Origin of the sequence: Aeoliella straminimaris (genome assembly GCF_024054565.1) — a bacterium.
Lineage (GTDB): Bacteria > Planctomycetota > Planctomycetia > Pirellulales > Lacipirellulaceae > Aeoliella > Aeoliella straminimaris.
Window position 1 is genome coordinate 44122 of sequence record NZ_JAMXLR010000051.1, and the last position, 22300, is coordinate 66421.

The window sequence follows — 22300 nt, forward strand, 5'->3', positions numbered from 1 at the left end:
AAACCTACAACGCATGCAGTTTGTCTTCCTGTCACTCATCGCACTCTTAATAGCGCTGGTTGCCCTTGCGCGGTGGGCGGGCGTCTATCCCCATCGGCCGTTGTTCGTGCTGCTGCTGGTGCCGTCGTTCGTCTCGATCTGGATCGCCTTTCTACCTTCGATCTGGCCGATCGTGGCCCTCTTGGACCTACTGCTGCTGGCGGTAACGCTGATCGACCTCAACAGCCTGCGTGGTTCGGGGAAAGTTCAGATCGAGCGGCACGTTGGCCTCATTGCCTCACTGGGCCAATTGCACAAGGTGACGCTGACGGCCACGAACCGCGGCAAGAAAGAGTGGCCCGTCTGGATTCGCGATGGCGTGCCCGAGCACCTGGAGGCCGAGCCCGAAGAATTCAACGTGGTACTGCCAGCCGAGCGGCGGGCGACGCTCGAATATCACCTGCGGCCCCACCGCCGTGGCGGGTTCGACTTCGAGCATGCCTACCTGAGGGTCCGCAGCCGGTGGGGCATGTGGAACCGTTATCTGCGACTGCCATGCCATTCGCGGATCAACGTCTACCCCGACATGAAACAGTTGGGCGAGTACGCCTTGCTGGCAAGAACCAATCGCCTGAGCCTGATGGGACTCCGCCGCACGCGTCGGGTGGGCCAGGACAACGAATTCGAACGACTCCGCGACTACACCATCGACGACAACTACCGCCACATCGAATGGCGGAGCACCGCGCGGCGAAACAAACTGACCGTAAAGGACTTCCAGGCCAACCAGAGTCAGCGGGTCGTATTCATGGTCGATTGCGGTCGCATGATGACCGGCACCAGCGGCGGCGTGAGCCTGCTGGACCACGCCTTGAATGCGATGCTGATGCTGAGCTACGTAGCGCTCGCACGCAAGGACCAGGTGGGCCTGCTCTGTTTTTCGAACGAAGTTCACACGTTTGTGCCCCCCAAGGGCGGCAGCCGGCAGATGAACCACCTGTTGCACGCCGCCTATGACCGCTTTCCGCAGATGGTCGAGTCACGTTACGACGACGCCTTCCTGCATCTGGCTTCGCACGTTCGCAAACGGGCGCTAGTGGTGCTAATCACCAACGTGATCGACGACGTGAACGCCCATCAGATCGAAAAACACCTCACGGCATTTCGTGGCCGTCACCTGCCGATGGCCGTGTTGCTTCGCGACCATGAGGTTTACAACGCGGTCGAGGCCGTGGAGGACGAACTGCACGTGGCCGAACGATTGCAGGCAGGCGAAGGCGATCGGCCGGAATCGGCGGCCTTCGACCAGGTGGCCGACAACAAACTATTCGAGGCGGCCAGCGCTGCCGACATCCTCACCTGGCGGCGCCACGTGCTGGCCGACCTGGAGATGAAAGGCGTGCTCCTGGTCGACACCTTCCCCGAGAATCTAACCGGGCAACTGGTGAACCGCTACTTGGAAGTCAAAGCGCGGCATTTGTTGTAAGCGGCCAGCGAACAGGAAATCCAAAGAGCTATTCTGGCCGACGCTCTTTCAACCTCTCGGCCAAGTAGGCCAAATCGCCGTCTTTCACCAGGCAGCCTTCGGGGTCGATGAGCAGCGCCGTTGGCCAACGGTAGATTCCATACGCGCCGGCCGTCTTTCCTTCACCATCCACGAGCACTGGATAGGGCAGCGACGTGCCCTTCCACGCACCGTCGACTAGCGGTGCCGAGAACTTCTCGAAGGCTTCGATGGTGATTGCCTTTTGGCCCTGGGTGTTGCAGATTGAGAGGATCTCGAAATGGTCTCGCTGTTCGGCGTGCTGCTGGCAGAACTCAGCCAGTTCCGAGAGGTTATTCTTCACACGCGGTCCACACCAAGTGGCCCAGAAATCCAGCACCACCCATTTGCCACGAAAGTCGCTCAGCTTCACGTCCTCCCTAACGCCCCGCGCATCGGTAATGTTCAGCGGCGGTGGCTGCTTGCCGTAGAACTGTCTGTAGTCGCGGGGAATGCCATCCTCAGGCTGAGTCATCAAGACATTGATCACCCCCAGGTCGAGTGACGGCTTCCCGGTGGGTACCTCAACTTGAAACGGCCGGGGCAATGCGGCATCGGGCGACTCGCTGTGTACGTTGATGTCGTATTGGCCAGGTGGGAGTAGAAATGAAAACTTGCTCTGGAGGGAAACACAGAATGTGATCGCGGGTCCAGTTCCCTGGTCGTGCCTCGCCCATACGCGGGCAGCCGAGGACTTGGGCTTCCGGCCGGCTTCGGCGCAATAGACTTCGCCGGTCACCCGCGTGAGTGGCCTGAGGACAATTTCCACTGGCTGATTGGTCGCGGCGATGTCCACCACCACGATGCCACCCCGCTGGCGATCGCGATCCACCGCCATGAGGGCCACCTGATCGAGGTCGGGAACTTCAATAAAGAAGTGGCCTTCCGGCAGTCGCTGCGCTAAATTCCGGGGAAGTGGCGCGAGCTCTCCAAGCTCTCCCTCGTCTTTCCATATCTTCTGCTCATCGCTTTCTGCTGCGGGCTGGTAGTACTCTCCGTCAGCATTCCAACAAACACCATTCGACGACCAGAAGTGGGCAACGTCGAAATCCTCGACCGTTGCGCCCTGCTGGTCCACCACCGTCCCCGAAATACCCAACGTCAATTCAGGCTCTTCCGCAGCGACCGATGTGACCAGGACAGACAGAATCAGAAAAGCTGTCGCACCACGCATTTGCTGGCCTCCCCCATTGGAGAACGATCAATCCAACCAATCATGCTGCCGGCTGTCAGCGATTCGCCTACAGCAAGCGATTGTTCTCAATGGCTACAGCATAGCCAACAAGCTGCGCATCATGGGACAGAAAATCACATGAGACAAGAGGAATGGGCTACACACCAACGACGCGCAGGTCGTCGGCTAGTCGCGATGGGAATTGCACCGCCTTTTTGCTGATAGCCAGCAACCAACGGCCCCTACGCCAACGGGTCGTCCAGCGAGTCGATGCCGAGTTCTTCGATACTGCGATTCAGGAGGTCCGCGGGATTCGAGGTGCCAGGGCGCATGTCGTCGGGCGCCAGGCGGACCACGACGCGGTTGCCTCGGACCTCGATCACTTGAACGTTTTGCCCTGGCTCGATGGCCTGGCCCTTGGATACCGCATCGAGCATCTGCCCATCGACTTCTACCGAACCGCTGGGCAGCATCTTACTGCGGGCGACACCCACCTTGCCGATGAGCTGGCGCCTGGGATCAGCGGTCAGCACATCCTCGTCCTTCGGAGCTTCCCCCAACAGGGCGCGACCAATGGGGGTGCGAGGGAGATAACGAAACGCGGCCGTCAATACCGCCGGCGCAAGCACCAGCACGATGGTAATAAACGTGAAGCCGGTCGTCGCTCCGCCAGTGCGGAAGGCGATGATGACACTGGCAATCAGTGCCGACGCGGCCAGTACGCTCAAAATTCCACCGGAAGGCAGCAGGATCTCCAACACCAACAGCGCAAAGCCCGCTACGACCAGCAGCGCAGCCCAGACTAGAGGATCGATGGTTTCCATGGTTCAGCTCCGCTTATCCAACCTACCAACACCTATTCGCCCTTACGGGCTAATTATAGCGAAGTTTCCATGAAACGACCCCATTTCTACCCGCGAAGGTTCGGCAAAATTACCGCTGGCACCGCCCACAGCAGCCGCAGATGACAAAAGCCGCACGTACCGCTAGCTGGTCACCTGGCGGACCTCGACACGGCTGCCTCGAGCGCTGACGACTTCAATGGCGACTCCGCGATCGATTACTTGCCCGCCGGCCGTCACGTCGACCAGCTCGCCATCGATTTCGGCTCGGCCGGATGGCATCAGCGGCGTGGTAGTGACGCCCTGCTTGCCCACCAGGTGCGAGTACTCCGCCAGGCTTTCGCGGTAGTTTAGCTGGGCCAGTTCCTCTCCTTCGGGACCAGCCAGCATCATGTCGTTCAGAATGGGAATTTTTGGCAAGTAACGACGCAGCAGGAGCGCAGCTACCACCATCAGGGCGCCAGCGGTCGCTACCACGGCCAGCGACGTCTGCAGTTCGGCGAACTCTTCGGGGCTGCGTGGCACCAAGCGATGCTGCCCCGCCAGAACCAACGAGGCCACCACCATCAGGGCGCCGCCAAGTCCGAAGATGCCGACGCCTGGCAGCACGAAGATCTCCATCATGATGGCCACAATCCCGCCGACGAACAGCAGCACTTCCAGCCAATCAGCCGTGCCGTGCAGGGCTTTGCTCCAGAAGAACAACAGCAGCGCTACGGCGGCCACGAATCCGCCAATGCCCAGCCCAGGCGTGTGCAGTTCGAAGTAGATGCCGGCGAAAGCGATCACCAGCAGCAGCACCGTTACCCCTGGCGAAGCAAGCGCCTCGGCCAACTCGAGCGACCAGGTGGTCTGCACTTCACGCGGAGTCGACTGGAAGCCGTAGATCTGATTCAGCTCCTCGACGTTGTCCACCACATGCGTGGCAATGCCCAGCGAGACGGCATCCTCGCCAGTCAGACGAAGCACTTCGCCCGGCGTGGTGATGGCGTCGCCCTGCCGCCAGTCATTGGCGTCGGCTTGCTCGTCCGCTTCGGTTTCGCAGAACAGTTGTTCGGCACCGGTCTGGGTATTGGTGTAGCGGTAGACCTCCAGGTCCGGGTCGACCATGGCCATGAGCAGCGACCAGGTATGCGGCGTGCTCGGCGCCAGCGATTCTTTGATCGAGTCGCGCAGCGGAATCAGCTGCACTTCGTCGAGCGGCTCCGGCTCGCCGCCACCCAGGATGGCGTCGCGTCCCAACACCAGTTGGTCGGCGGACAGGGCCACGAGGGCCGATACGCCGCTGGCCTCCTCGGGCACGTAGGCCACGCTGCGGCGTTGGTCGTTGCCCAAGCTGGCCACGTAGGAAGCCAAATCGAGGGCGTAGGTCCGACTGCCACCACTGCTGTTGATCCGCAGTCCAATCCAATTGGCGCCGTCGTTATCGATCGCCCCATCGACCAGCCGGCGGGTGCGGCCCGGTGTTTTCGCGGTGATGGGACCTTCGATGGTGTAGAACATCGGCCGCCAGTCGGCCACCAGCGCGGCGTCCTCGGCCAGTGCGTCGGAATCGAGTCGTAGCAGCCCGGCCAGCGACTCGCGATCCTCCACCACGTACTTCACCGCGCCAAACATACGACCTTCCCGGGCGGTGAAGATGCCCATCGAGCCATTGGCGAACAGTGGCGTGGTGCGGATGACGGTTTCGTCCTGCTCCACTTCTTCCAAATCCTCACGTTCGACGTACTCGATGCTCGACTCGGTCTCCACCTCCAGCACCTCGGTGTTGCGATCCACCAGCCCGATGGCCACGGCCTCGGGCGCGGTGCGGCGGGCACGGGCGATCTGGCGATAGGCCTCGATCACGGCTGGCTCGATTGGCCGGGTGGGATCTTCGTCGATACCGGCCTCGCCTAACTCGGCGGTCGGCGCCATGGCGATCTCTTCGCACGCCAGGGCCACCAGCACGCCATGCCCCTTAATCGTGCGGGGGATGAACGCCACGGTCTTGATTCCTGCCAGCTCGTCGCTGGTCAGATAGCGGGCCAGCGAGAAGGCGCGCTCAAAGTCGGTCCCTTGGCCGAAGCCGTCGCCTTCGGCAAGCGGCGCGAACTCGATCACGATCACGGGGCGGTCCTCGCCGTCATAATCGGTTAGCAAACGAGTCTTGGTACGCTGCACGATGCTCCGAAACGCCGAGTCGGCGCTACCGGTGATCGGCAGCCGCAAGCGCAACAATCGTCCCGGGCGGCGCATCTCGTCCTGTTGATCAGCAGCCGGCGGATCGTCCGCTTCTTGAGCCCACAGCGGCGTTGCGGTCAGCGCCACCGATACGGCCAACATAGCAATTCCCGCATGCCGCCAATGGCGGACAGCTGGCGGGCGCGAGCCCATCAAAACCTGACTAGACGGAACCATCCGGGCGAATCCTACAAATCCTGAGTTTCTTGGGGCGGCCAAATTATAGTTTTACATCCACCCGCAGGCAAAGTATTGCAACTGAAACGGATAGGGCTGCGGATAAGGGTAATTCGCCGAAGGCACGGTTTTCTCTGGGGATAATGGGCAGATTCTCCCGTCTCAAATAGTGGCCCAGTGCCCCGGATTTTGTTACTATGGCATAAGGGACGATGCCCGGCGCCCTACCCTCGGAATTCTCTTGCGCCGAGCTTCCCACGAACAGAGAGCAACCGGTCCATGGGCAAGTCGAACTCCTCTTCCAATCTGCCACCTGCCGAGGTGAATGTAGCGCTGGTTGATCCCCCCACCAAGGCCAAACAAGATCCTGCTGGTAAAACATCGCCACGCCAAGCGAAGCAGGAGAGTCAAGCCCAGGCCGATCCGGCCGACGACGAGCCGCTGGACGACACCCGGGGGTTCGTCGGCAACATGCTCAACAACAGTGCGGGCTGGATGATTAGTGTCATCGTGCACATGATCGTCATCATTATCCTGGCATTGAGCGTGATTCGGATGCCCGAGTCGCTCGACTCGCTGCTGTCGGCCTCGAATAGCGAAGAGATTTCGGACGAAGTGGTCGATGTTCCCGAGGTCGACTTCAACGACGTGAATGTCGAGATCGAACCCGAAGACCTCGACTTCCAACCCGATACCGATGTGATTGAGGAGCAGGTAAGCTTCTCGCCGTTCAGCGAGCAGATGGAAGCGGCGGCCCCTGTGGACTTGGCCGACTTCGGTCTGACCAGCGCACCGGACGCCATGACGGCCAACGTCAACGCGTTCGCAGGTAATGCCCTGGAGGGACGAGGACACGCGTCACGGGCTGCCCTGGTACGTGCCAAAGGCGGCAACGGCGCGAGCGAAGAGGCCGTGGAGGCGGCCCTGAAGTGGCTCGCCACGCATCAGAATCGCGATGGCACCTGGCACCTCGACCATCGTGGCGGGGGCGACTGCAACGGACAGTGTGGCGACCCCGGCGAGATTGAAAACTCGCTGAAAAGTGCAACGGCCCTGGCTCTGCTGCCGTTCCTGGGTGCCGGCCAAACTCGCTACGAGGGTAAGTACAAAGCCGTGGTCGGCCGCGGCCTGGATGCCCTGGTGCGGTTGGGAGAGAAGCCTCGCCGGGGGGCTGGCGTCTCCTGGACCGACGGCGGCACGATGTACGCCCACGGCCTGAGTTCCATCGCCATCTGCGAAGCGTACGGCATGACCGGCGAAAGCCAGCTAGCGCTGCCTGCCCAGGCGGCAATCGACTACATTGTCTCGGCCCAGAATCCTAACGACGGTGGTTGGCGGTATTCCTTCCAGCAAGCGGGCGACACCTCGGTCGTGGGCTGGCAGATCATGGCCCTCAAGAGTGCCCACCTGGCGCACCTGAATGTGCCTCATTCCACCGTGGAGGGGGCGTCGCGATTCCTCGACTTCGCCCAGATGGACGGTTCTTACGGCGCCGCCTACGCCTATACGACCGACGCCAAGCAAACCTATCGGGCCAGTACGAGCGCAGTGGGCCTGTTATGCCGCATGTACCTGGGCTGGAAGAAGGACCATCAGGCCATCATCGAAGGCACCGACCGAATCGCCAAGATCGGCCCGTCGAAAAATGACTTCTACTACAACTACTATGCCGCACAGCTCATCTTCCAATACACCAACGGCACTGGGCCGATGTGGCGGGAATGGAACACGAAGCTTCGCGACTACCTGGTAGAGACGCAGGAAAAAGAGGGGCACCTCAAGGGCAGTTGGCACGTCAACCATGGACACGACACCCAAAAAGGTGGCCGCCTGTACTGCACCGCCATGGCATGTATGACGCTGGAAGTTTACTACCGCCACATGCCCATCTACCAAACCGACGCCGTCGACTCGGAATTCCCCGAGTGATCTGGTTCACCGATCGGTGTAGTTGGCCGACATCTCCATCTTCAGTGTGCCGCTGACAAACGTGGTTTGCGACGCGCTGTAGCTGCCAGTGGTGGTCGCCATTCCCAATGGGCCGCCGAACTGCAACTTGCGAGTGCGGCACGTATCGATCTCGATGTCCAGCGTGCCGTGCACCATCAGCTTCATCTGCGTCGTCTCGGCGCCTTCGGAAAGGATTTCGATCGCGAAGTTTGCAACTCTGGTCGTCGGGTCGACGCCCTTGAGGGTAAGTTCGAACTTCGACACGCTGCCCAGAGCACCATCGCCCGACAGTAGCGAGTCGCCCAGTTCCTTCGGCACTTCGAGTTTCTGCCCGGTGCGGACCGACTTGCCGTCCAGGTAGTCGGCCAGTGGATTGGGCCGCCCCAGAGCGTGCATGCTCTCGGCCACCAGGGCGAACTCGTCGGGCAGTGCCAATGTGCCATCGGCTCGAGTGATGCCCAGGGTGTCGTCCTCCTTCCGCTCGCACCGATAGGTCTTGCCAACGATGGGCGGCTCCTCCGTTTCTCCATCGGCAGTCCGCTCGCACTTGCCAAAACGGACTTGTGCGGCCACGGTACGGCCATCGACCACCCGCTCGACAACGAGCATCCGTTGCTGCTTGCGCTGGATGGTGCTGGTCGACTTTTCAATCGGCTGATTGGCCCGGCGGGTGGTGGAGTCCATGCGAAGCGAAACATCCACCTGCTGGTCGACGCGGTCGCCCCGCTGGGCGCCCCGCTTGGTGAAGGTCACGGTCTTGGCCTGGTTCGGCAAGCTCAGCGTTTCGTAGGCCGCCAACCGGGGACCATTCTCCTCGGCCAGAGCTAACGAGCCAAACGACATCACCGCGATCGCCAATAGAATTCGCATCACAACCATCCGCGAAAGAGTAGGAACTGCCGCCTTGCCGACGACGCGAGGGAATCCGCGGCGGATGATGGTAAGTTCTGCGACCTGGGTCAAGATCGAGCAGTTCCGCTACTCCACCAGCGTGGCCTCGAGCGATGCAACCGCAGCGGCCAAGGCCATGTCGCTCGACTGATAGCTGTCCCACCACTGCGTGAGGGTCTCGGCCAGTGGTTGCACCTCGGCGGCGGTGCTAGCGACTCTCCACAACTGGAGGGCGCTGCTCAAACTCTCCGTGGAGTACTCTGCCAGTTCCACGGCCTCGGCCGCCGCCAGCGTTGCCGGCAACATGGCGAGCGCCGCGATGTGGGGCAACCTGCCGGGCGGTATTTGTTCGGCAATGGCCGGCAGATCGAACTGTAACTGCGAGGCAAGCCACGCCAGGCGAACCACCTCGGGCAGTTGTGGGTCGACATTGGCCAGCAGCGCCTCGATGGTGACCACGTTCGCCGGCAGGTGCGCCGTTCCATCGCCCCCTACCACGGGCAGTACCATCACCACCTCAACCCGCTCGGCAACCAGCCAAGGCTCGGTCAGGCGTTCGATTTGCCGAATCATTCCAGGCCCACGGGCATCCCAGTGATCTCGCATTGGTACGGTGCGAGTGGCAATCTCGTCCGCCAACTGCCGTCCGGTCTGGCCACGATGCCACTGGAAGTACGCCTGCTCGACTCTGCTTACCCAGTCAGCCAACTCCGAAACATCGGCCTCGTCCAGCTTGTCTCGCCCGCCATGCTTGGCGAGTGCCTGCTCGGCCAGTTGCCGATTCTGCTCACACCCCGCCGCGGCGTACTGCAGTAGCCCCGCTGTTAGACCTGGCAAATCTTTCTGCGCCGCCGACGGTGGTCCGGCGACCAGTGGCCCGAGCGCTTCGGCGAGTCCGGGGGGCACCAACGCTAAACCTCGCGCCAGTGCATGCACTGCATGCAGGGCGCTGGCCGATGCCGAGGCTTTCCAGATCAAATTCATATGTCCGACTCTCAACCTTCGCCAATATTGCCCGCCGGCGGCCTGCCAGGAACTTTCCGCCAATCGCTCTAGGTGGCCCACGGATTGCTTGCTACACTCCCGGCCCGAATTCATCCCCCCCAGCCTACGCCACCTTGCGCCGGAGAGAAACGGTCCATGCCTCGTACGCCTATCCTCCTCGCCATAGCTTGCCTCGCCGCCACGACCGCAGCCACGGCACAGCAGCCTACCACCCCGAATCCAAGCATCCAGCAGGTCGCTCAACAACAGCCGGCCGTGGCTCCGGGTGGACCGTTTCAGTTGTCCCCCGCCCAGCTTGCCTGGGTCGACGATGTGCTCCGGAAGTGGGAAGGCGAGAGCAAAAACGTCAACAATTTCTATTGCAACTTCAAGCGTTCGCGTCACACCATTGCTGGTCCCGGCGACGGCCGCCCCGCCGCTAGAGAACAAGGCAAGCTGGCCTACCACAAGCCCGACCGCGGCAGCTTCCAGATCACCGAATCGCTGGTGTGGACTCCCAAGCAGCAACCTCTTGGACAGCCGAACCAGCTTCCCCAACAACAGCAGGCGCAACCCGTTGAAGGAAGCTACCTGCCTCGCAAAGATGTCGACGGCAAGGTAGAGCCAGGCGAGCATTGGGTTTGCAGCGGTGAAAAGATCTTCCAGTTCCGTCGCCACGACAAGGAACTGGTCGTCACCCCGGTACCCAAGGAAATGCAAGGCAAGGAAATCGTTAACGGCCCCCTGCCCTTCATGTTCGGCGCTGAAGCTGAAAAGCTGAAGAAGCGATTCTGGATGGAGCCCGACATGACCACCACCCGTGGCAGCTACGTCGGTATCCACGCCAAGCCGAAGTTCCAGGCCGACGCCGCTGAGTACTCGGACATCTACGTGGTGCTGCAGAACGTGGCGGGTAAACCGCTGATGCCGGTCGGTATTCGAGTGGTCCATCCCAACCGCAGTTGGGACGAGTATGTGTTCGACCTGAACGAAGCCCAGGTGAACCCGGTGATTGCAGCCTGGTTCTCCAACCTGTTCCAGGAACCCCGCACCCCGCTGGGCTGGAAGCGTGTCGAAGAACCACTGCGTCAGGCACAGCAGCCTCAGAACGCTCCGAAGTAGTTTGTCTACGGCCCAAGCATATCGATAAATCCCACTGCTTTCAGCCGCAGCGTTGATCGATGCTCCGCTTTCGCCTCCACACGCTGATGCTTGCGGCCACCGCAGTCTCCGGCGTCGCCTTGATGTTTCGCCCCGTGCCAATCGTGGTGGAATACTACGTCATTCCACCGGCGGACCTGCCCGAGACGGTGCTCGTCAGCGGTGGCTTGGGAAACGACCCGGTCGCGAAGAACGGCGAAGAACTCTATCGCAAGTGGCATCGCACTGGTTGGCAGGAGTGCGTTAGGCGATTTCTCACTACCCCCAATGTCGACTGGCCGCATCTAGATCTCGATCTCGCCAGCGACGACGAGCTGCCGACCGGGAAATACTGGCTGGTTGACTTCGAGCGGAGCGCCGAGAACGACGGTTTTGTTGATTGCCGAAATGCCCTCCGCGAACTCGTCGACCGCTATGGGCAGCAACGGACTCGCGAGAAGCTGCGGGTCCACTGGCCGGGGCAAGACGAAGAAGATTGGGCCGAATTTGCCTGGGAGATGGGCTACATCGACCAGAAGCCCATCATCGACGACGAGAGCCCACACGATATCGCAACGCCGACGGGAACTCAGTGCTCCCAGCAGTTGCCGATTGACACAAAAAAACCCCGACCGAGCGTGGAATAAACCAGACTCGACCGGGGAGCGATACATACATCTTTTGCCAGCTAAGGTAATTGGGAGTCAGCTAGCTCGTAGCAGCGGCAACGTTTACCGAAGTTTCGGCAATGTGTGTAAGCTTGTCGTCCGCTGCGGACTCTTCATTGAGGGTCTGCTGCAACAACTCGGCGACCTGTTCCAGACCAAGCTGCCTGGCCAGCGTGCGGGCGGTGCCGTAACCGGCCATCTCATAGTGCTCGACACGCTGCGCCGCCGCAATTAAAGCGGCGTCGATCACCGATGGATCGCCATCGGAATCGAGCACTTCATCGCCTTCGCTCAGCAAGCCCTTCATGGCATCGCAGGTCTCACGATCGGGCTTGGTGTCGATCAGCTCGAACACCTTCTCCAAACGTTTCACCTGTCCTTCTGTCTCCTTCAAGTGATGTTCGAAGGCGCTCTTCAACTCCGGCGACTGCGCCGCTTCCACCATATGCGGAATCGCCTTGGTCAGGCGTTGCTCGGCGTCGTATAAGTCTTTCACCTGATCGACAAACAAGTCGTTAAGGGTGTCGAATTTCTTTGTAAGCAATAAACCCATCTGCAAACCTCCTTCATCTGTGTATCTATCTCGTACTTCAACACAGAAGACAGGTTGCAAACGAGATGCCAGCCAGCCGAAAGGCTGTGGTATACCAGAGAATGGCAAACATCTTCACACAGAAAGACATGATGGCCCGCGTTTCGACGGATCGGGCACCAGCATGGTGATCTGCCGAGCAATCGTCCGCTCCGCGCGGTGGTCCACAGGTGTCCTGATTGGTGGGTGGCTGTCGACCACCCTCCAACTCGTTTAACGCCGACGCACCAGGGCGAGGCCGGCCGGCCGCTTGCCGACACTGTGCGCCGCTTCGGCGAACAGTCGCAAGGCACGCTTACCCGGCATCGCCCGCAATTCGTCGGGCGAACTATGGCGAAGTCGGCTCGACAGGCGATGGGCATCGCGTTTCTCAGCGATCGGCATGCCGGCGGCCGTTAGTACCAGTCGTTCGCGAACCAGCAACTCTACTCGGCTCGGCGAGTAAACGGCTCGCTCCGACCAACCGAGTGCCGGGCAATTGGCGGAGGTCCAATCGCACGACGACGCACGCCATCGGGCAAATCCCGCCTCGCCGGCCGTGGCCAGCGATGCGTGGGTGCCATCGACGTCGAGCATCGCCACCGATACAGCAAGTCCCTCTCCGCCGGGCGAAGCCAGCCACAGCGTGTGATTGACTCGGGTGAGCAGTTCTCCAGCGTCGCTCGCCGCGCCGGCGTGGGCACGCAGTGCGATTCGCGCCGCCTGCAACCAACCGTCGGCCATGGCGTCGGCACAATCGATCGAGCCGGTCGCAACCAACGTCCGTCCGTCGGGTAGGGTCTGCCAATCGTAAAATGCCTGCGGTGTCACGCCATCGAACGTCCAGCCGGCTAGCTCCCACTCGTCGACCAGCGGATTCGACGCCGGGCGGGCGATGCGCGCTTTGGTGGTGGGGCTGGCTGCCGGCGTTGCGGACGATGTTTCCACCTCAACTGGCGGCGGGGTGGGTGCCGGATCGTTACCCCCACTTCCCGCTACGCGCCAGGCATTCAGTTCGATTTCCACGGCCAGGCGACCAGCCACGACTTCGGCCAACTCCAGTTCGGCGTCGGCAAACGTCCGCGGTTGGCTGCTGTACAGCCACAATGTGCCGTGGATGGTTTCGTCGCTGGCCACGGGCAGGCAAATCGCCGCGCCGCACCACACAGGCACCGGCCAACCGGCTACCTCCACGTCGTCTTCCAGCACGATGGCGCTGCCAGCCAGCGCGGTGACGTCGGCCCGGGCTGCGGCCAGCGTTCGCCGCGCGGCGCCTGGTTCGCCCTCTTCGGCGTGGTAATGCGACCGCAGCACTAGTTCGTTGCTAGCAGCGTTGAGCAGGTAGAAGTCGGCCGCATCGCAGGCAAAGCCCGACACCAAGCCCCGCAGCACGGCCGTTAGGCGTTGATCGAGTTTATCCTGCCGCGAAGCGAGCACCGCCTGACCGGCCGCCGCTGACGGCCTGGTCACCACCTGTGGCTCGGCGACTTTCGGCACGACAGCCCCCAGGATTTCGCCCGGCAACGCGGCTTGCTGGTTGATTCCTGACTGCATGGCGACCTCGACTCCTAAAATGTCAAACTCTGCTGGCATTGGCCTTGGCAAAGGCACCCCAAAACACCCTCTCTACGCAACTTAACATCGGATAGATAAAAGAGGATATTTGAGTTATTTTTACCGCTTGCGGAATTTGTGCGGCGGATTGCCCGGCAATAGCCCCAAAGTTTGACTGCCCGCGAACCTGGCAATGCGTTACGTTAGGGGCTCTCTGCCCCGCCGACCCCCGAAAACAAGGATTCAGATGAAGAAGCTCGCACTGCATTGGAAGATCATCATTGGCATGGTGCTGGGCGTCGTGGTCGGATTAATCGCGTTGGGGCTGGGCAGCACCGTCGAGCGCGACGTCGAGGTGGTGAACAAGTCGATGGTTGTCGAAAACGGCAAGGTCGTCGAAAAGGTCGAAGTCACCGAAGTCACCAAAGAGTTTCACACCGGACGCGAGTTCGTCGTGAATTGGATCAAGCCATTCGGAATCATCTTCATCAATGCCCTGAAACTGATCGCGGTACCGCTGATCATCGCGTCGCTACTAAAGGGGATCTCGGACTTGAAGGACCTGTCGCGCCTCTCATCCATGGGGGGCCGTACTATCGCGCTCTACCTGTTCACGACGGGCGTGGCGGTGACACTGGGGCTGTTCATAGCAACGATCATCGGTCCCGGTAAGGGGATCGACGCCGATACGCGCGATGCCCTGATCGCTGCGGCCAGCAGCGATGCGGCAGGAAAGATCGACATCGCCAATGAGCAAAAAGGAAAAGGGCCGCTGCAACCGCTGATCGATCTGGTGCCAGAGAACCTGTTTGCCGCCGCTGGCGACAATCGAGCCATGCTTCAGGTCATTGTGTTCGTCTTGTTCTTCGGGATCGGGCTGTTGCTCGTTCCCCCCGCGGTATCGAAACCTGTTAAAGACTTCTTTGACTCGCTGAACGAGATCATTCTCAAACTAATTGATCTGATCATGCTGGCCGCACCGGTTGGTGTGTTTGCGCTGCTGGCAGCATTGGTGGCTGAGACGCCGTCGCTGCAGGTGTTCTATGCGTTGCTGATGTATTGCCTGTGCGTAATCGCGGGGTTAGTACTGCTAATCTTCGCGTTCTATCCCAGCTTGATGATGATTTTCACCCGTCGTGGCTATGGCTGGTTCTTCAGGGGACTTTCGCCGGCACAGCTGCTGGCCTTCAGCACCAGCAGTAGTGCCGCCACGCTCCCGGTCACCATGGAACGGGTCGAGGAACACTTGGGTGTCGACGAAGAAGTGGCGAGTTTCGTCTTGCCGATTGGTGCGACCGTCAACATGGATGGCACAAGCTGCTACCAGGCGGTGGCCGCCGTGTTCATCTGCCAGGCGTTCGGCGTCGATCTATCGATTGGCCAACTCATCAGCATCGGCCTGACCTGCATGCTGGCGTCCATCGGCACGGCCGCCGTGCCGAGCGCCGGAATCGTCATGCTGGTCATCGTACTTGGGCAGATCAGTCCGACGCTGGTGCCAGGTATTGCCCTGATCTTCGCAGTGGACCGCATCCTCGACATGCTCCGTACCGTGGTAAACATTACCAGCGATGCAACCGTCTCGATGCTGGTAGCCAAAAGCGTCGGCAAACTGGGCGAGCCCCACGAAAAGACCTGGGACGAGTACTATCACCACAAGAAGGAGAGTGATGAAGGGGAAGGGATCTGAGGCTCAACTCCTTTCCCGCCTTGTTCGCCGTCTCATTACCCAGTTGGTCAGCAGGTAGCCAAACATCGTGGTGAGGAAGGACACCACGAGGATGAGCACGATGCCTCGGACTGTCGTGATGAGGTGATAGAGTGCATAGCCCAGAGTATTGGACTGGACAATCGCAAAATCGTCGAGGCGCACCGTGGTGGTAGAGCCATTGTCCCAAATCACCTTCACGTGCATCCAGTTTGCGTCGAGCTGGAAGTCCTCCATTTGCAGCCCCGACTCATCGGAAATCAGGTTCAAACCGAAGGGTACCCATCCGATCATCTCCAAATCACTGAGCGAACGTCCCGGCGACGAACCGTCATGGACATCGATGTGGAAGAAATTGTCTGTGTTGAAGTAGACTAACAGCCTTCCGTCGGGGCTCGGCACCCCATGATGAATCCACCCATTGGTCGTCCATAGTGGAGTCGTCGATCCGTCATTACGATACATCCCGGTGCACGGATAGGTATCGTACAGCCGTTGTACTTCGGCAATCTCATTGGCGTAGATAATCTCTGGCGGACTATCTCCGTACTTACGAATTTCTGCAATCTGCTTATCGACCGGATCTGTCAACAAACAGACGAACACGTACTTGTCGTTTTGAGATGTCGTCGACCACGACCAATCGTGCCAGATACTAAGACCGGCATGACATGGCGCTGCATGCTGGGCCAGCAGGCAAAACAGGATCCCGCAGCAGTACCGAGGATTCATCACCTATCCCACGAGCTACGTGCATTGCCCCACACGTTACGAACATCACGCCTGGCTACCCAGTGTTCGATTTGAACGCAGGCGACTATTCCTGCCGCATGACTCGTGGACGTCGTGCCGGGTCGGAGGAGCGAAGAGAGGGTGGCCTGAAGTACGTGCAGACGCTGTTCGACGTTTTTTGCCAAACGACAGCCTGAAGCAGCGCCTCGCAATCTACTTCCCGCAGTAGTCAATCGTCCGCGCGATTTCGCTCTTCATATCCGCGCGTTTGACGATGCGGTCGATGTAGCCGTGGGCGAGCAGGAATTCGCTTCGCTGGAATCCTTCGGGCAGTTCCAGCCGGATGGTGGCTTTGATGGTGCGTGGGCCGGCGAAGCCAATCAGGGCTTTGGGCTCGGCGAAAACCAGATCGCCCAACGAGGCGAAGCTGGCGGCTACGCCGCCCATGGTGGGGTTGGTGAGCACCGAGATGAACAAGCCACCCGCTTCGTCGTACCGCGCGAGCGCGGCGGAAACCTTGGCCATCTGCATCAGCGACAGGATGCCCTCGTGCATGCGTGCACCACCGCCCGAGCCACTGACGATCACCAGCGGCAGGTCCTGCTCGGTGGCCCGCTCGATGAGCCGCGCCAGGCGTTCGCCCACTACCGACCCCATACTGCCCATGATAAAGGCCGAGTCGGTCACGCCCACCGCGACGCGGCGGGCACGGATCATGCCGGTGCCAGTGAGGGCTGCGTCGCGCAGGCCGGTCCGCTTCTGCTCGGACACCACGCGTTCGGCGTAGGCCTTCTTGTCGAAGAACTCCAGCGGGTCGGCCGGCATCAGGTTGCCGTCCCACTCCTCGAAGGTGCCTTCGTCCAGCAGGTAGCGAATGCGGTCGGCCGCGCTCAGGTACATATGGTACCCGCACACAGGGCAGACGCTCATGTTCTCGGCGACGGTCTTGCGGAATACCGTTTCGCCGCAGTCGTCGCACCTCAGCCACAAGCCGCTCGGCACACCGCGTTTGGCGCGGTGCTTCTTCGGCTCGTCGCCCAACAAAGGGTCGTCCGAGTTATCAGGCTGATCGCGGTTTTCCTTCAATTCGCCGGTGGCCATGCGAGATTCGTTGGGGATTGGAACTGCGTGGGCGGTCTATGATACCAGTTTGCCGGACTTGTTGGGAGACGGATGAGCGGTTCGATGGCTAGGACTTTGCCTCGGCCACCAATTCCGCCGGTTTATCGACCTCAAACTTCTCCCAGCGGCCCGCGTGGTCACCCGCATGCCACAAATCGCCCAGCTCGGCGCCGGAGAGCACCTGGCGGATGATCGAGGCCAGCGGGTCGGGGGCCACCAGCACTAACGTCGTGTCCGGTTTCTGCTTCTTACTGAGCTTGCTGAGCACTTCGGCGACCCGCGCGCGGGCGCGAGTGATGGTCTCCCCCTCGGGCGGGCAAACCGACTCGGGGTGCTCGATCCATTTGCGGAAAACCTTAGGCTGCTTGGTTTTCACGTCATCGACCAGCAGGCCCTGCCACAACCCCTGATTGACGTTGGTCAGCTTGTCGAGCGTTCGCGGCTTGAGCGACAGTCGCTCGGCCAGCACTTCGGTGGTCTGCTGCGAAGCCTGGCCGGGGGCAGAATAAAGCGACGAGGGGTTCAATGGCTTCAACTGCTCGGCAATTTCGATCGCCTGCTGCTTGCCATCCTCGCTCAAGGGCACGTCCAACGTACCCTGGATGCGGCCTTGCTTGTCGTATTCAGTGGTGCCGGTGTGTACAAGAACCAGATGTCTCATGTTTGTCGTTCCAACTTCAACGGAATCGTGTGTGGACGAGTTGCGTTGCCTGTGCGGTTTATTTGATAAGTCTCTCGAGTTCTACAATTCGCTGGCGATAGTTGTCGCTGCCGGAGATGGCCGAACCGACGACCAACATATTCGCCCCCGCGGCCGTGCAATCGGCGATCGTCTCGACATTCACCCCGCCATCGACTTCCAAAAAGGCGGTCACATCGGGGCGATCGCGCAGCGCGGCGAGTTTCTCCAAAGCCACGTGATCGAACTCCTGCCCGCCAAAACCCGGCATGACACTCATGCAGAGAATTAGATCGCAATTTCCGGCGACCTTGTCGATCCTCTCAAGCGGCGTTGGCGGATTGATAGCGATGCCAGCAAGCGCGTCGAGCTCGCGAATCTGCGCCACCAGGTCGGCCAGTTCGGATTGGTCGCGGCACACTTCCTCGTGAACCGTGATCACGTCGGCCCCCGCTTCACGGAATTGGCGGATGTAGCGGCCCGGCTGCTCCATCATCAGATGCACGTCGAGCGGCAACTCGGTCGCACGACGTGCGGCCTCGACGATGGTCATGCCAAAGGTGAAGTTCGGCACAAAGTGCCCGTCCATCACGTCCAGGTGCAGAACCTTCGCACCCGCCTGCTCCATGTCGGCAATTTCCTGCCCCAGCTGGGCGTAGTCGCAGCCCAGGATGGATGGATTGATCGCCGGCGCAGCAGCAGCCAGCCGTGCTCGAATCTGGTCGCGATGGGTTTGCGCAGTCACCAACAAGTGCTTTTCTTCGCGATGGACAATGGGAACCAAGTGACGCAGGCGGGGGGAGATGTCGCGCGATCGTGCGGGGGGTGTCCTTGGTTTTGGGGCGCTCCGCCACGGTGGCGAGCTGCCTGGTACAGACGTGCATTGGCAAAAGCCGGATTTTACTCCCCTGGCCCCCGGGCCCGCTACCGCTAATCGGCCGCTTTTCGGTCCTCCGTCAGCTCCTAGATTCGCCTGCCAGTTGCCCACAAACCTTTTCTACACAAGCACTTGCGCCGACCTGTCACGCCGCATCAAACTCGGCCGCCTGTGGCAATTGGTCGATGCTACGCAGCCCAAACACACGCAGGAACCGCTCGCTGGTAGCGTACTCCACCCGGCGTGGGGCCTCCGGGGAACGTCGGATTTCGACCAATCCCCGGCGAACCAGGCTGCCAGCAAGCGATTGGCTCTTCTGCGACCGCATACCGTCGATGGTCTTCAGATCGACCGGTTGGCGGTAGGCGATAATGCTCAACACTTCCATGGCCGCCGGCGTCAGCGTGGCCTGCTGCACCTTGCCGTAGAACTTGTCGCGCACCCGCTCGAGTTCCTCTCGCAAGGTCAGCCGATAGCCGGCGGCCGACTCCACAATCATCATGGCGCTGCCGTCTTCCAGGTACTCGGCATTCAGCTCGTCTACGGCCGCCGCCACTTCCTCTGGCGTGATGTCTCGCATCGTGGCGGCAATCGCTTCGGCCGATAGCGGTTGATTGTCGGGCCGGCCGACGAATAACAGCGCCTCGGTAATGCTCCGCGTGTCGATCGCCGCTTCGCGGGGTGGGGCCTCCTCCGACGCGCCCGGCTTACGACCTAGCATGGCCGCAAACGCGCTGGTAAGCCGTTTGATCGACAGGGGCGACTCTTCCGGTTTGTTTTCTTCCTCGGCCATGACGCGGATGGTAGGACGAACCTCTGGCGGTGGGCAAGCCCAACGAAGGAGGTGCTAGCACGGTGGCTGCTACCACCCCCCATTGGGAATCTCCCCGTCGTGCCGATTGCACATTTGACGAAAGGTGTGCACGTCGATGTCCTGGGAAACACTGCTCACCGATCCATCGCCATAACCAAACACGACAATCCCAGCGTGGCTGCCCTGGAACCCACCCACGCGGAGTGGCGACCCCCAGTTTCCGCCCAGCAAGCTACGTGTGTAGAAACCGGGACGAATCTCGGCTTCCAGTCGGGGAGCGTCCTCATCAGAGAACACATCGGTATTGAATCGCTTGTTGAGCTTGAGAATGAACCGACCTTCGATGTCGTAGATGCTCGTGTCTTCGGCCTCGCCGGGTTGCTTGTCGTCGTCGCCTTGCTGCTCGTCGGAGCTCTTCTCTTCATTGGAGTCTTGCTCCTCGTCAGATGCTTGGTCTTCTGGCTCGCTGCCAGGTTGCTCCTCCGCATCGACTTCGTCTTCCTCTGCGGCGTTGCTATCGTCCTGCTGTTGCTCCTCGGACGTGCTGGCCTCCTGTTGCTCCAGTTTTTCGAACTCCGCGCCAAAGGAATCGTCCACCTCGGGCGCCATGCCGAAATCTTGCGACTCCAATTCGGGATCGTCGTCCCATTGCTCTTCGTTGGGATCTTCTTCGAATCCCCAGGGGTCGTCGCTGCCAGTGGCCAACCATGGCAAGTCGGCCCCCATGCCTCCACCCCCGGCACTGATGGCAAAGCCGCCATTGCGAAGCGTGGCGGGCGTACCGCTCAGCCAGCCCAAGTCGCCGGCCTCGGGAAACTTCTCGCCGATGAAGATCGTATAGCTGGCGCCGTCACGGATGTCGTCCAGCGTGATACGTTTGTTGAGCACAAAAGCGCCGTTGTTGTCGACGTCGATCGGCGCTTCGCGATCGTGATGGCAGGCTGCGTACGTGGAAATCGGCTGATCATCCCCCCAGTAGCTTGGACACATCAGCAGATCGAACGCAGTCTGCCGCACGGGATCGTTCACCATGTGGTAGGCGCTCTTCTTCATATCGAGATTTGCCGCCCGGTTTTGCTCGCCAATGTAGGGCAACGTCCGGGCCAGCCAGCTCATGTGGTGCCCGTTGGGCACGTTGCGGATGGGGCCCGTTTTGTTGGTGGTCCCAACTGGCAGATGCCCGAACGCCAGCTCGTAGTTGTGCACCCCCAGTGTTAGCTGCCGGACATTGTTAATGCACGAACTACGCCGCGCCGCCTCGCGCGCGGCCTGCACCGCCGGCAACAACAATGCCACCAGAATGCCAATGATGGCTATCACCACCAGAAGTTCCACAAGCGTAAAAGCACTGCGATGTCTCATGTTCATCGTTAATCCTCATGGCAAGGCTATTGGTGTATCTTCACTCGGCGTGATTGTGCGTCTATTTCCCGCCGCGCTGTTCGGTATGGGTCACTCGGCGTGGACCGGTGGCCGGATATTGGGTCGTAGCGATTACCATCGGTTCGCCGCCCTCGCTTGTTTTCACCTCGATCAAGACCAATGCGTCTTGGGCTAGCCCGGAATCGGCTGCTGCCACCTGCCAGGTCTCTCCCGAGTACTCGGCGCTGCTGGCTAGCTGCAATTCGGCTCGGGCGAGTGCCGCTTCGCTCAGCAGCCGGCACTGGCGGTGTTCGTGCCGCAAACGTGCCTGGCGATGGTGATCGACCATCGACTCGGTGGCGTACGCCAGCACCACGGCGCTCACGCCTATCACGGCCAGCACCACCAGCATCGTGGCGCCGCAGTTTCTGCGACTATTCATCATTGCCTCCCTCGTTTTCGAGTTCGGTATCTTCAAGCGGCTCGATCACCCGCACGGGCAGGCCACGCTCGCCCTCGGGCACGCCAAGCACGACCTCAGCCATCCCCTGCTGGACGTTCACCTGCCAATCGGTGCGGGGACCAATGTCGTAGCGATCATGGCGCGGCGACTCGCCCGCCACCGTCCATTTCACTTGGCAGGCGTCTTTGGCTAGTTGCCATTTACTGGTGCCTTGGCGGGTGGCGATCGTCAGCGTCGCGCCGGTGGGCTGGATATCGGTCGATTGACGCAACTCGCGACGCAAGGCCAGCTCCAGCCGATCGACGGCTGCCGCATGAGTGGAGGCCTGCTGTACCGACGAACCCCAACGGCCCAGATGGTGGAGCAGCGCGACGGCAGCGCCCGTCAGTGCGATGGTGCAAAATACCACCACCATCAGCTCCACCAAGGAAAATGCGCAACGCGGTTGGCGGCAACGGCTGATCATGGCTGCTCCTCCTGTCCGACAGGCACCCAGCGAGTGAGCACCAGCGGTCGCCTCAGGGTGGAGAGCTGCAGCTCCATCGTCACCCGCTTGGAGGCGGGCTGATCCTCGCTCGCGACCATGGTGCGGAGCTGTGCCCCCGGCAGCTCTCGAGCGACTTCCGCCGGGAGTTTCCACTGGTCGGCAGCCGCCTGCGTCACCTCGCTGGGCGGCTGGCTGGTGAACTGCTTCAGGCTGTTCTCAAGCTCACGGCTGGCGTAGTCCAGGCGGTCGCTAGCTACCCGCGCGCGATCGAGCCCCACGGTGGCCTGTACCACGCTCACGGCAACAATGGCCAACGCCGCGGCCGACAACGTGACTTCCAATATTGTCATGCCACGACGC

21 protein-coding genes are annotated in these 22300 nt (G+C 60.9%); 5 read left to right on the plus strand and 16 right to left on the minus strand.

Annotated features, from left to right (window positions below; genetic code table 11):
• Positions 1-13: 13 nt before the first annotated feature.
• Complete coding sequence (locus tag NG895_RS13945; RefSeq protein ID WP_252853120.1) at positions 14-1465, plus strand: DUF58 domain-containing protein; 1452 nt, start codon at positions 14-16, stop codon at positions 1463-1465.
• Positions 1466-1493: 28 nt separating this feature from the next.
• On the opposite strand, the gene NG895_RS13950 is transcribed toward NG895_RS13945, so the two are convergent.
• From NG895_RS13950 to NG895_RS13960, 3 genes are all read right to left on the minus strand, one after another.
• Complete coding sequence (locus NG895_RS13950) at positions 1494-2696, minus strand: TlpA family protein disulfide reductase (protein WP_252853121.1); 1203 nt, start codon at positions 2694-2696, stop codon at positions 1494-1496.
• Positions 2697-2938: 242 nt separating this feature from the next.
• Positions 2939-3520: an NfeD family protein gene (locus NG895_RS13955; protein WP_252853122.1), complete on the minus strand. Its 582-nt coding sequence runs from the start codon at positions 3518-3520 to the stop codon at positions 2939-2941.
• A gap of 162 nt (positions 3521-3682) precedes the next feature.
• Positions 3683-5863, minus strand: coding sequence for an NfeD family protein (locus tag NG895_RS13960; protein ID WP_252853123.1), 2181 nt, complete (start codon positions 5861-5863; stop codon positions 3683-3685).
• A gap of 354 nt (positions 5864-6217) precedes the next feature.
• On the opposite strand from NG895_RS13960, the gene NG895_RS13965 reads away from it, so the two are divergent.
• The gene (locus NG895_RS13965) at positions 6218-7867 is read left to right on the plus strand and encodes a prenyltransferase/squalene oxidase repeat-containing protein (protein ID WP_252853124.1); all 1650 of its coding nucleotides are present in this window, start codon (positions 6218-6220) and stop codon (positions 7865-7867) included.
• 6 nt (positions 7868-7873) lie between these two features.
• On the opposite strand, the gene NG895_RS13970 is transcribed toward NG895_RS13965, so the two are convergent.
• The gene (locus tag NG895_RS13970; RefSeq protein ID WP_252853125.1) at positions 7874-8851 is read right to left on the minus strand and encodes a hypothetical protein; all 978 of its coding nucleotides are present in this window, start codon (positions 8849-8851) and stop codon (positions 7874-7876) included.
• 15 nt (positions 8852-8866) lie between these two features.
• Positions 8867-9763, minus strand: a complete 897-nt coding sequence (locus tag NG895_RS13975) for a hypothetical protein (RefSeq protein WP_252853126.1) — start codon at positions 9761-9763, stop codon at positions 8867-8869.
• A 156-nt stretch (positions 9764-9919) separates the two neighbouring features.
• Here NG895_RS13975 and NG895_RS13980 point away from each other — a divergent pair, with 156 nt between their 5' ends.
• A complete protein-coding gene (locus NG895_RS13980; RefSeq protein WP_252853127.1) occupies positions 9920-10885 on the plus strand; it encodes a hypothetical protein in 966 nt (321 codons plus the stop codon).
• 59 nt (positions 10886-10944) lie between these two features.
• On the plus strand, positions 10945-11550 hold the full coding sequence (locus tag NG895_RS13985; protein WP_252853128.1) for a hypothetical protein: 606 nt from the start codon (positions 10945-10947) through the stop codon (positions 11548-11550).
• A 61-nt stretch (positions 11551-11611) separates the two neighbouring features.
• Here the strand turns inward: NG895_RS13985 and NG895_RS13990 are convergent, their stop codons facing one another.
• Together NG895_RS13990 and NG895_RS13995 are read right to left on the minus strand one after the other, a co-directional pair.
• Entirely contained in the window at positions 11612-12124 is a 513-nt protein-coding gene (locus NG895_RS13990) for a YciE/YciF ferroxidase family protein (protein ID WP_252853129.1), read from the minus strand.
• Positions 12125-12376: 252 nt separating this feature from the next.
• Positions 12377-13696 carry a GAF domain-containing protein gene (locus tag NG895_RS13995; RefSeq protein WP_252853130.1) on the minus strand — a complete coding sequence of 440 codons (1320 nt, stop codon included), beginning with the start codon at positions 13694-13696 and terminating at the stop codon, positions 12377-12379.
• A gap of 247 nt (positions 13697-13943) precedes the next feature.
• Between NG895_RS13995 and NG895_RS14000 the strand changes: the two genes are divergently transcribed.
• The gene (locus NG895_RS14000) at positions 13944-15386 is read left to right on the plus strand and encodes a dicarboxylate/amino acid:cation symporter (RefSeq protein ID WP_252853131.1); all 1443 of its coding nucleotides are present in this window, start codon (positions 13944-13946) and stop codon (positions 15384-15386) included.
• 3 nt (positions 15387-15389) lie between these two features.
• Here the strand turns inward: NG895_RS14000 and NG895_RS14005 are convergent, their stop codons facing one another.
• The 9 genes from NG895_RS14005 to NG895_RS14045 form a co-directional block, all read right to left on the minus strand.
• A complete protein-coding gene (locus NG895_RS14005) occupies positions 15390-16136 on the minus strand; it encodes a hypothetical protein (protein WP_252853132.1) in 747 nt (248 codons plus the stop codon).
• 213 nt (positions 16137-16349) lie between these two features.
• Positions 16350-17237: an acetyl-CoA carboxylase, carboxyltransferase subunit beta gene (gene accD / locus NG895_RS14010; protein ID WP_252853133.1), complete on the minus strand. Its 888-nt coding sequence runs from the start codon at positions 17235-17237 to the stop codon at positions 16350-16352.
• 88 nt (positions 17238-17325) lie between these two features.
• Positions 17326-17919 carry a histidine phosphatase family protein gene (locus NG895_RS14015; RefSeq protein ID WP_252853134.1) on the minus strand — a complete coding sequence of 198 codons (594 nt, stop codon included), beginning with the start codon at positions 17917-17919 and terminating at the stop codon, positions 17326-17328.
• A 58-nt stretch (positions 17920-17977) separates the two neighbouring features.
• Complete coding sequence (gene rpe / locus NG895_RS14020) at positions 17978-18721, minus strand: ribulose-phosphate 3-epimerase (RefSeq protein ID WP_252853135.1); 744 nt, start codon at positions 18719-18721, stop codon at positions 17978-17980.
• A 238-nt stretch (positions 18722-18959) separates the two neighbouring features.
• Positions 18960-19607, minus strand: coding sequence for an SMC-Scp complex subunit ScpB (gene scpB / locus NG895_RS14025; RefSeq protein WP_252853136.1), 648 nt, complete (start codon positions 19605-19607; stop codon positions 18960-18962).
• A 69-nt stretch (positions 19608-19676) separates the two neighbouring features.
• Positions 19677-20990: a DUF1559 family PulG-like putative transporter gene (locus NG895_RS14030; RefSeq protein ID WP_252853137.1), complete on the minus strand. Its 1314-nt coding sequence runs from the start codon at positions 20988-20990 to the stop codon at positions 19677-19679.
• Positions 20991-21051: 61 nt separating this feature from the next.
• Entirely contained in the window at positions 21052-21432 is a 381-nt protein-coding gene (locus NG895_RS14035) for a hypothetical protein (protein WP_252853138.1), read from the minus strand.
• The gene (locus tag NG895_RS14040) at positions 21425-21919 is read right to left on the minus strand and encodes an LSm family protein (RefSeq protein WP_252853139.1); all 495 of its coding nucleotides are present in this window, start codon (positions 21917-21919) and stop codon (positions 21425-21427) included. The genes NG895_RS14035 and NG895_RS14040 overlap by 8 nt, the downstream gene beginning before the upstream one ends.
• Positions 21916-22290, minus strand: a complete 375-nt coding sequence (locus NG895_RS14045; protein ID WP_252853140.1) for a hypothetical protein — start codon at positions 22288-22290, stop codon at positions 21916-21918. The genes NG895_RS14040 and NG895_RS14045 overlap by 4 nt, the downstream gene beginning before the upstream one ends.
• Positions 22291-22300 lie beyond the last annotated feature (10 nt).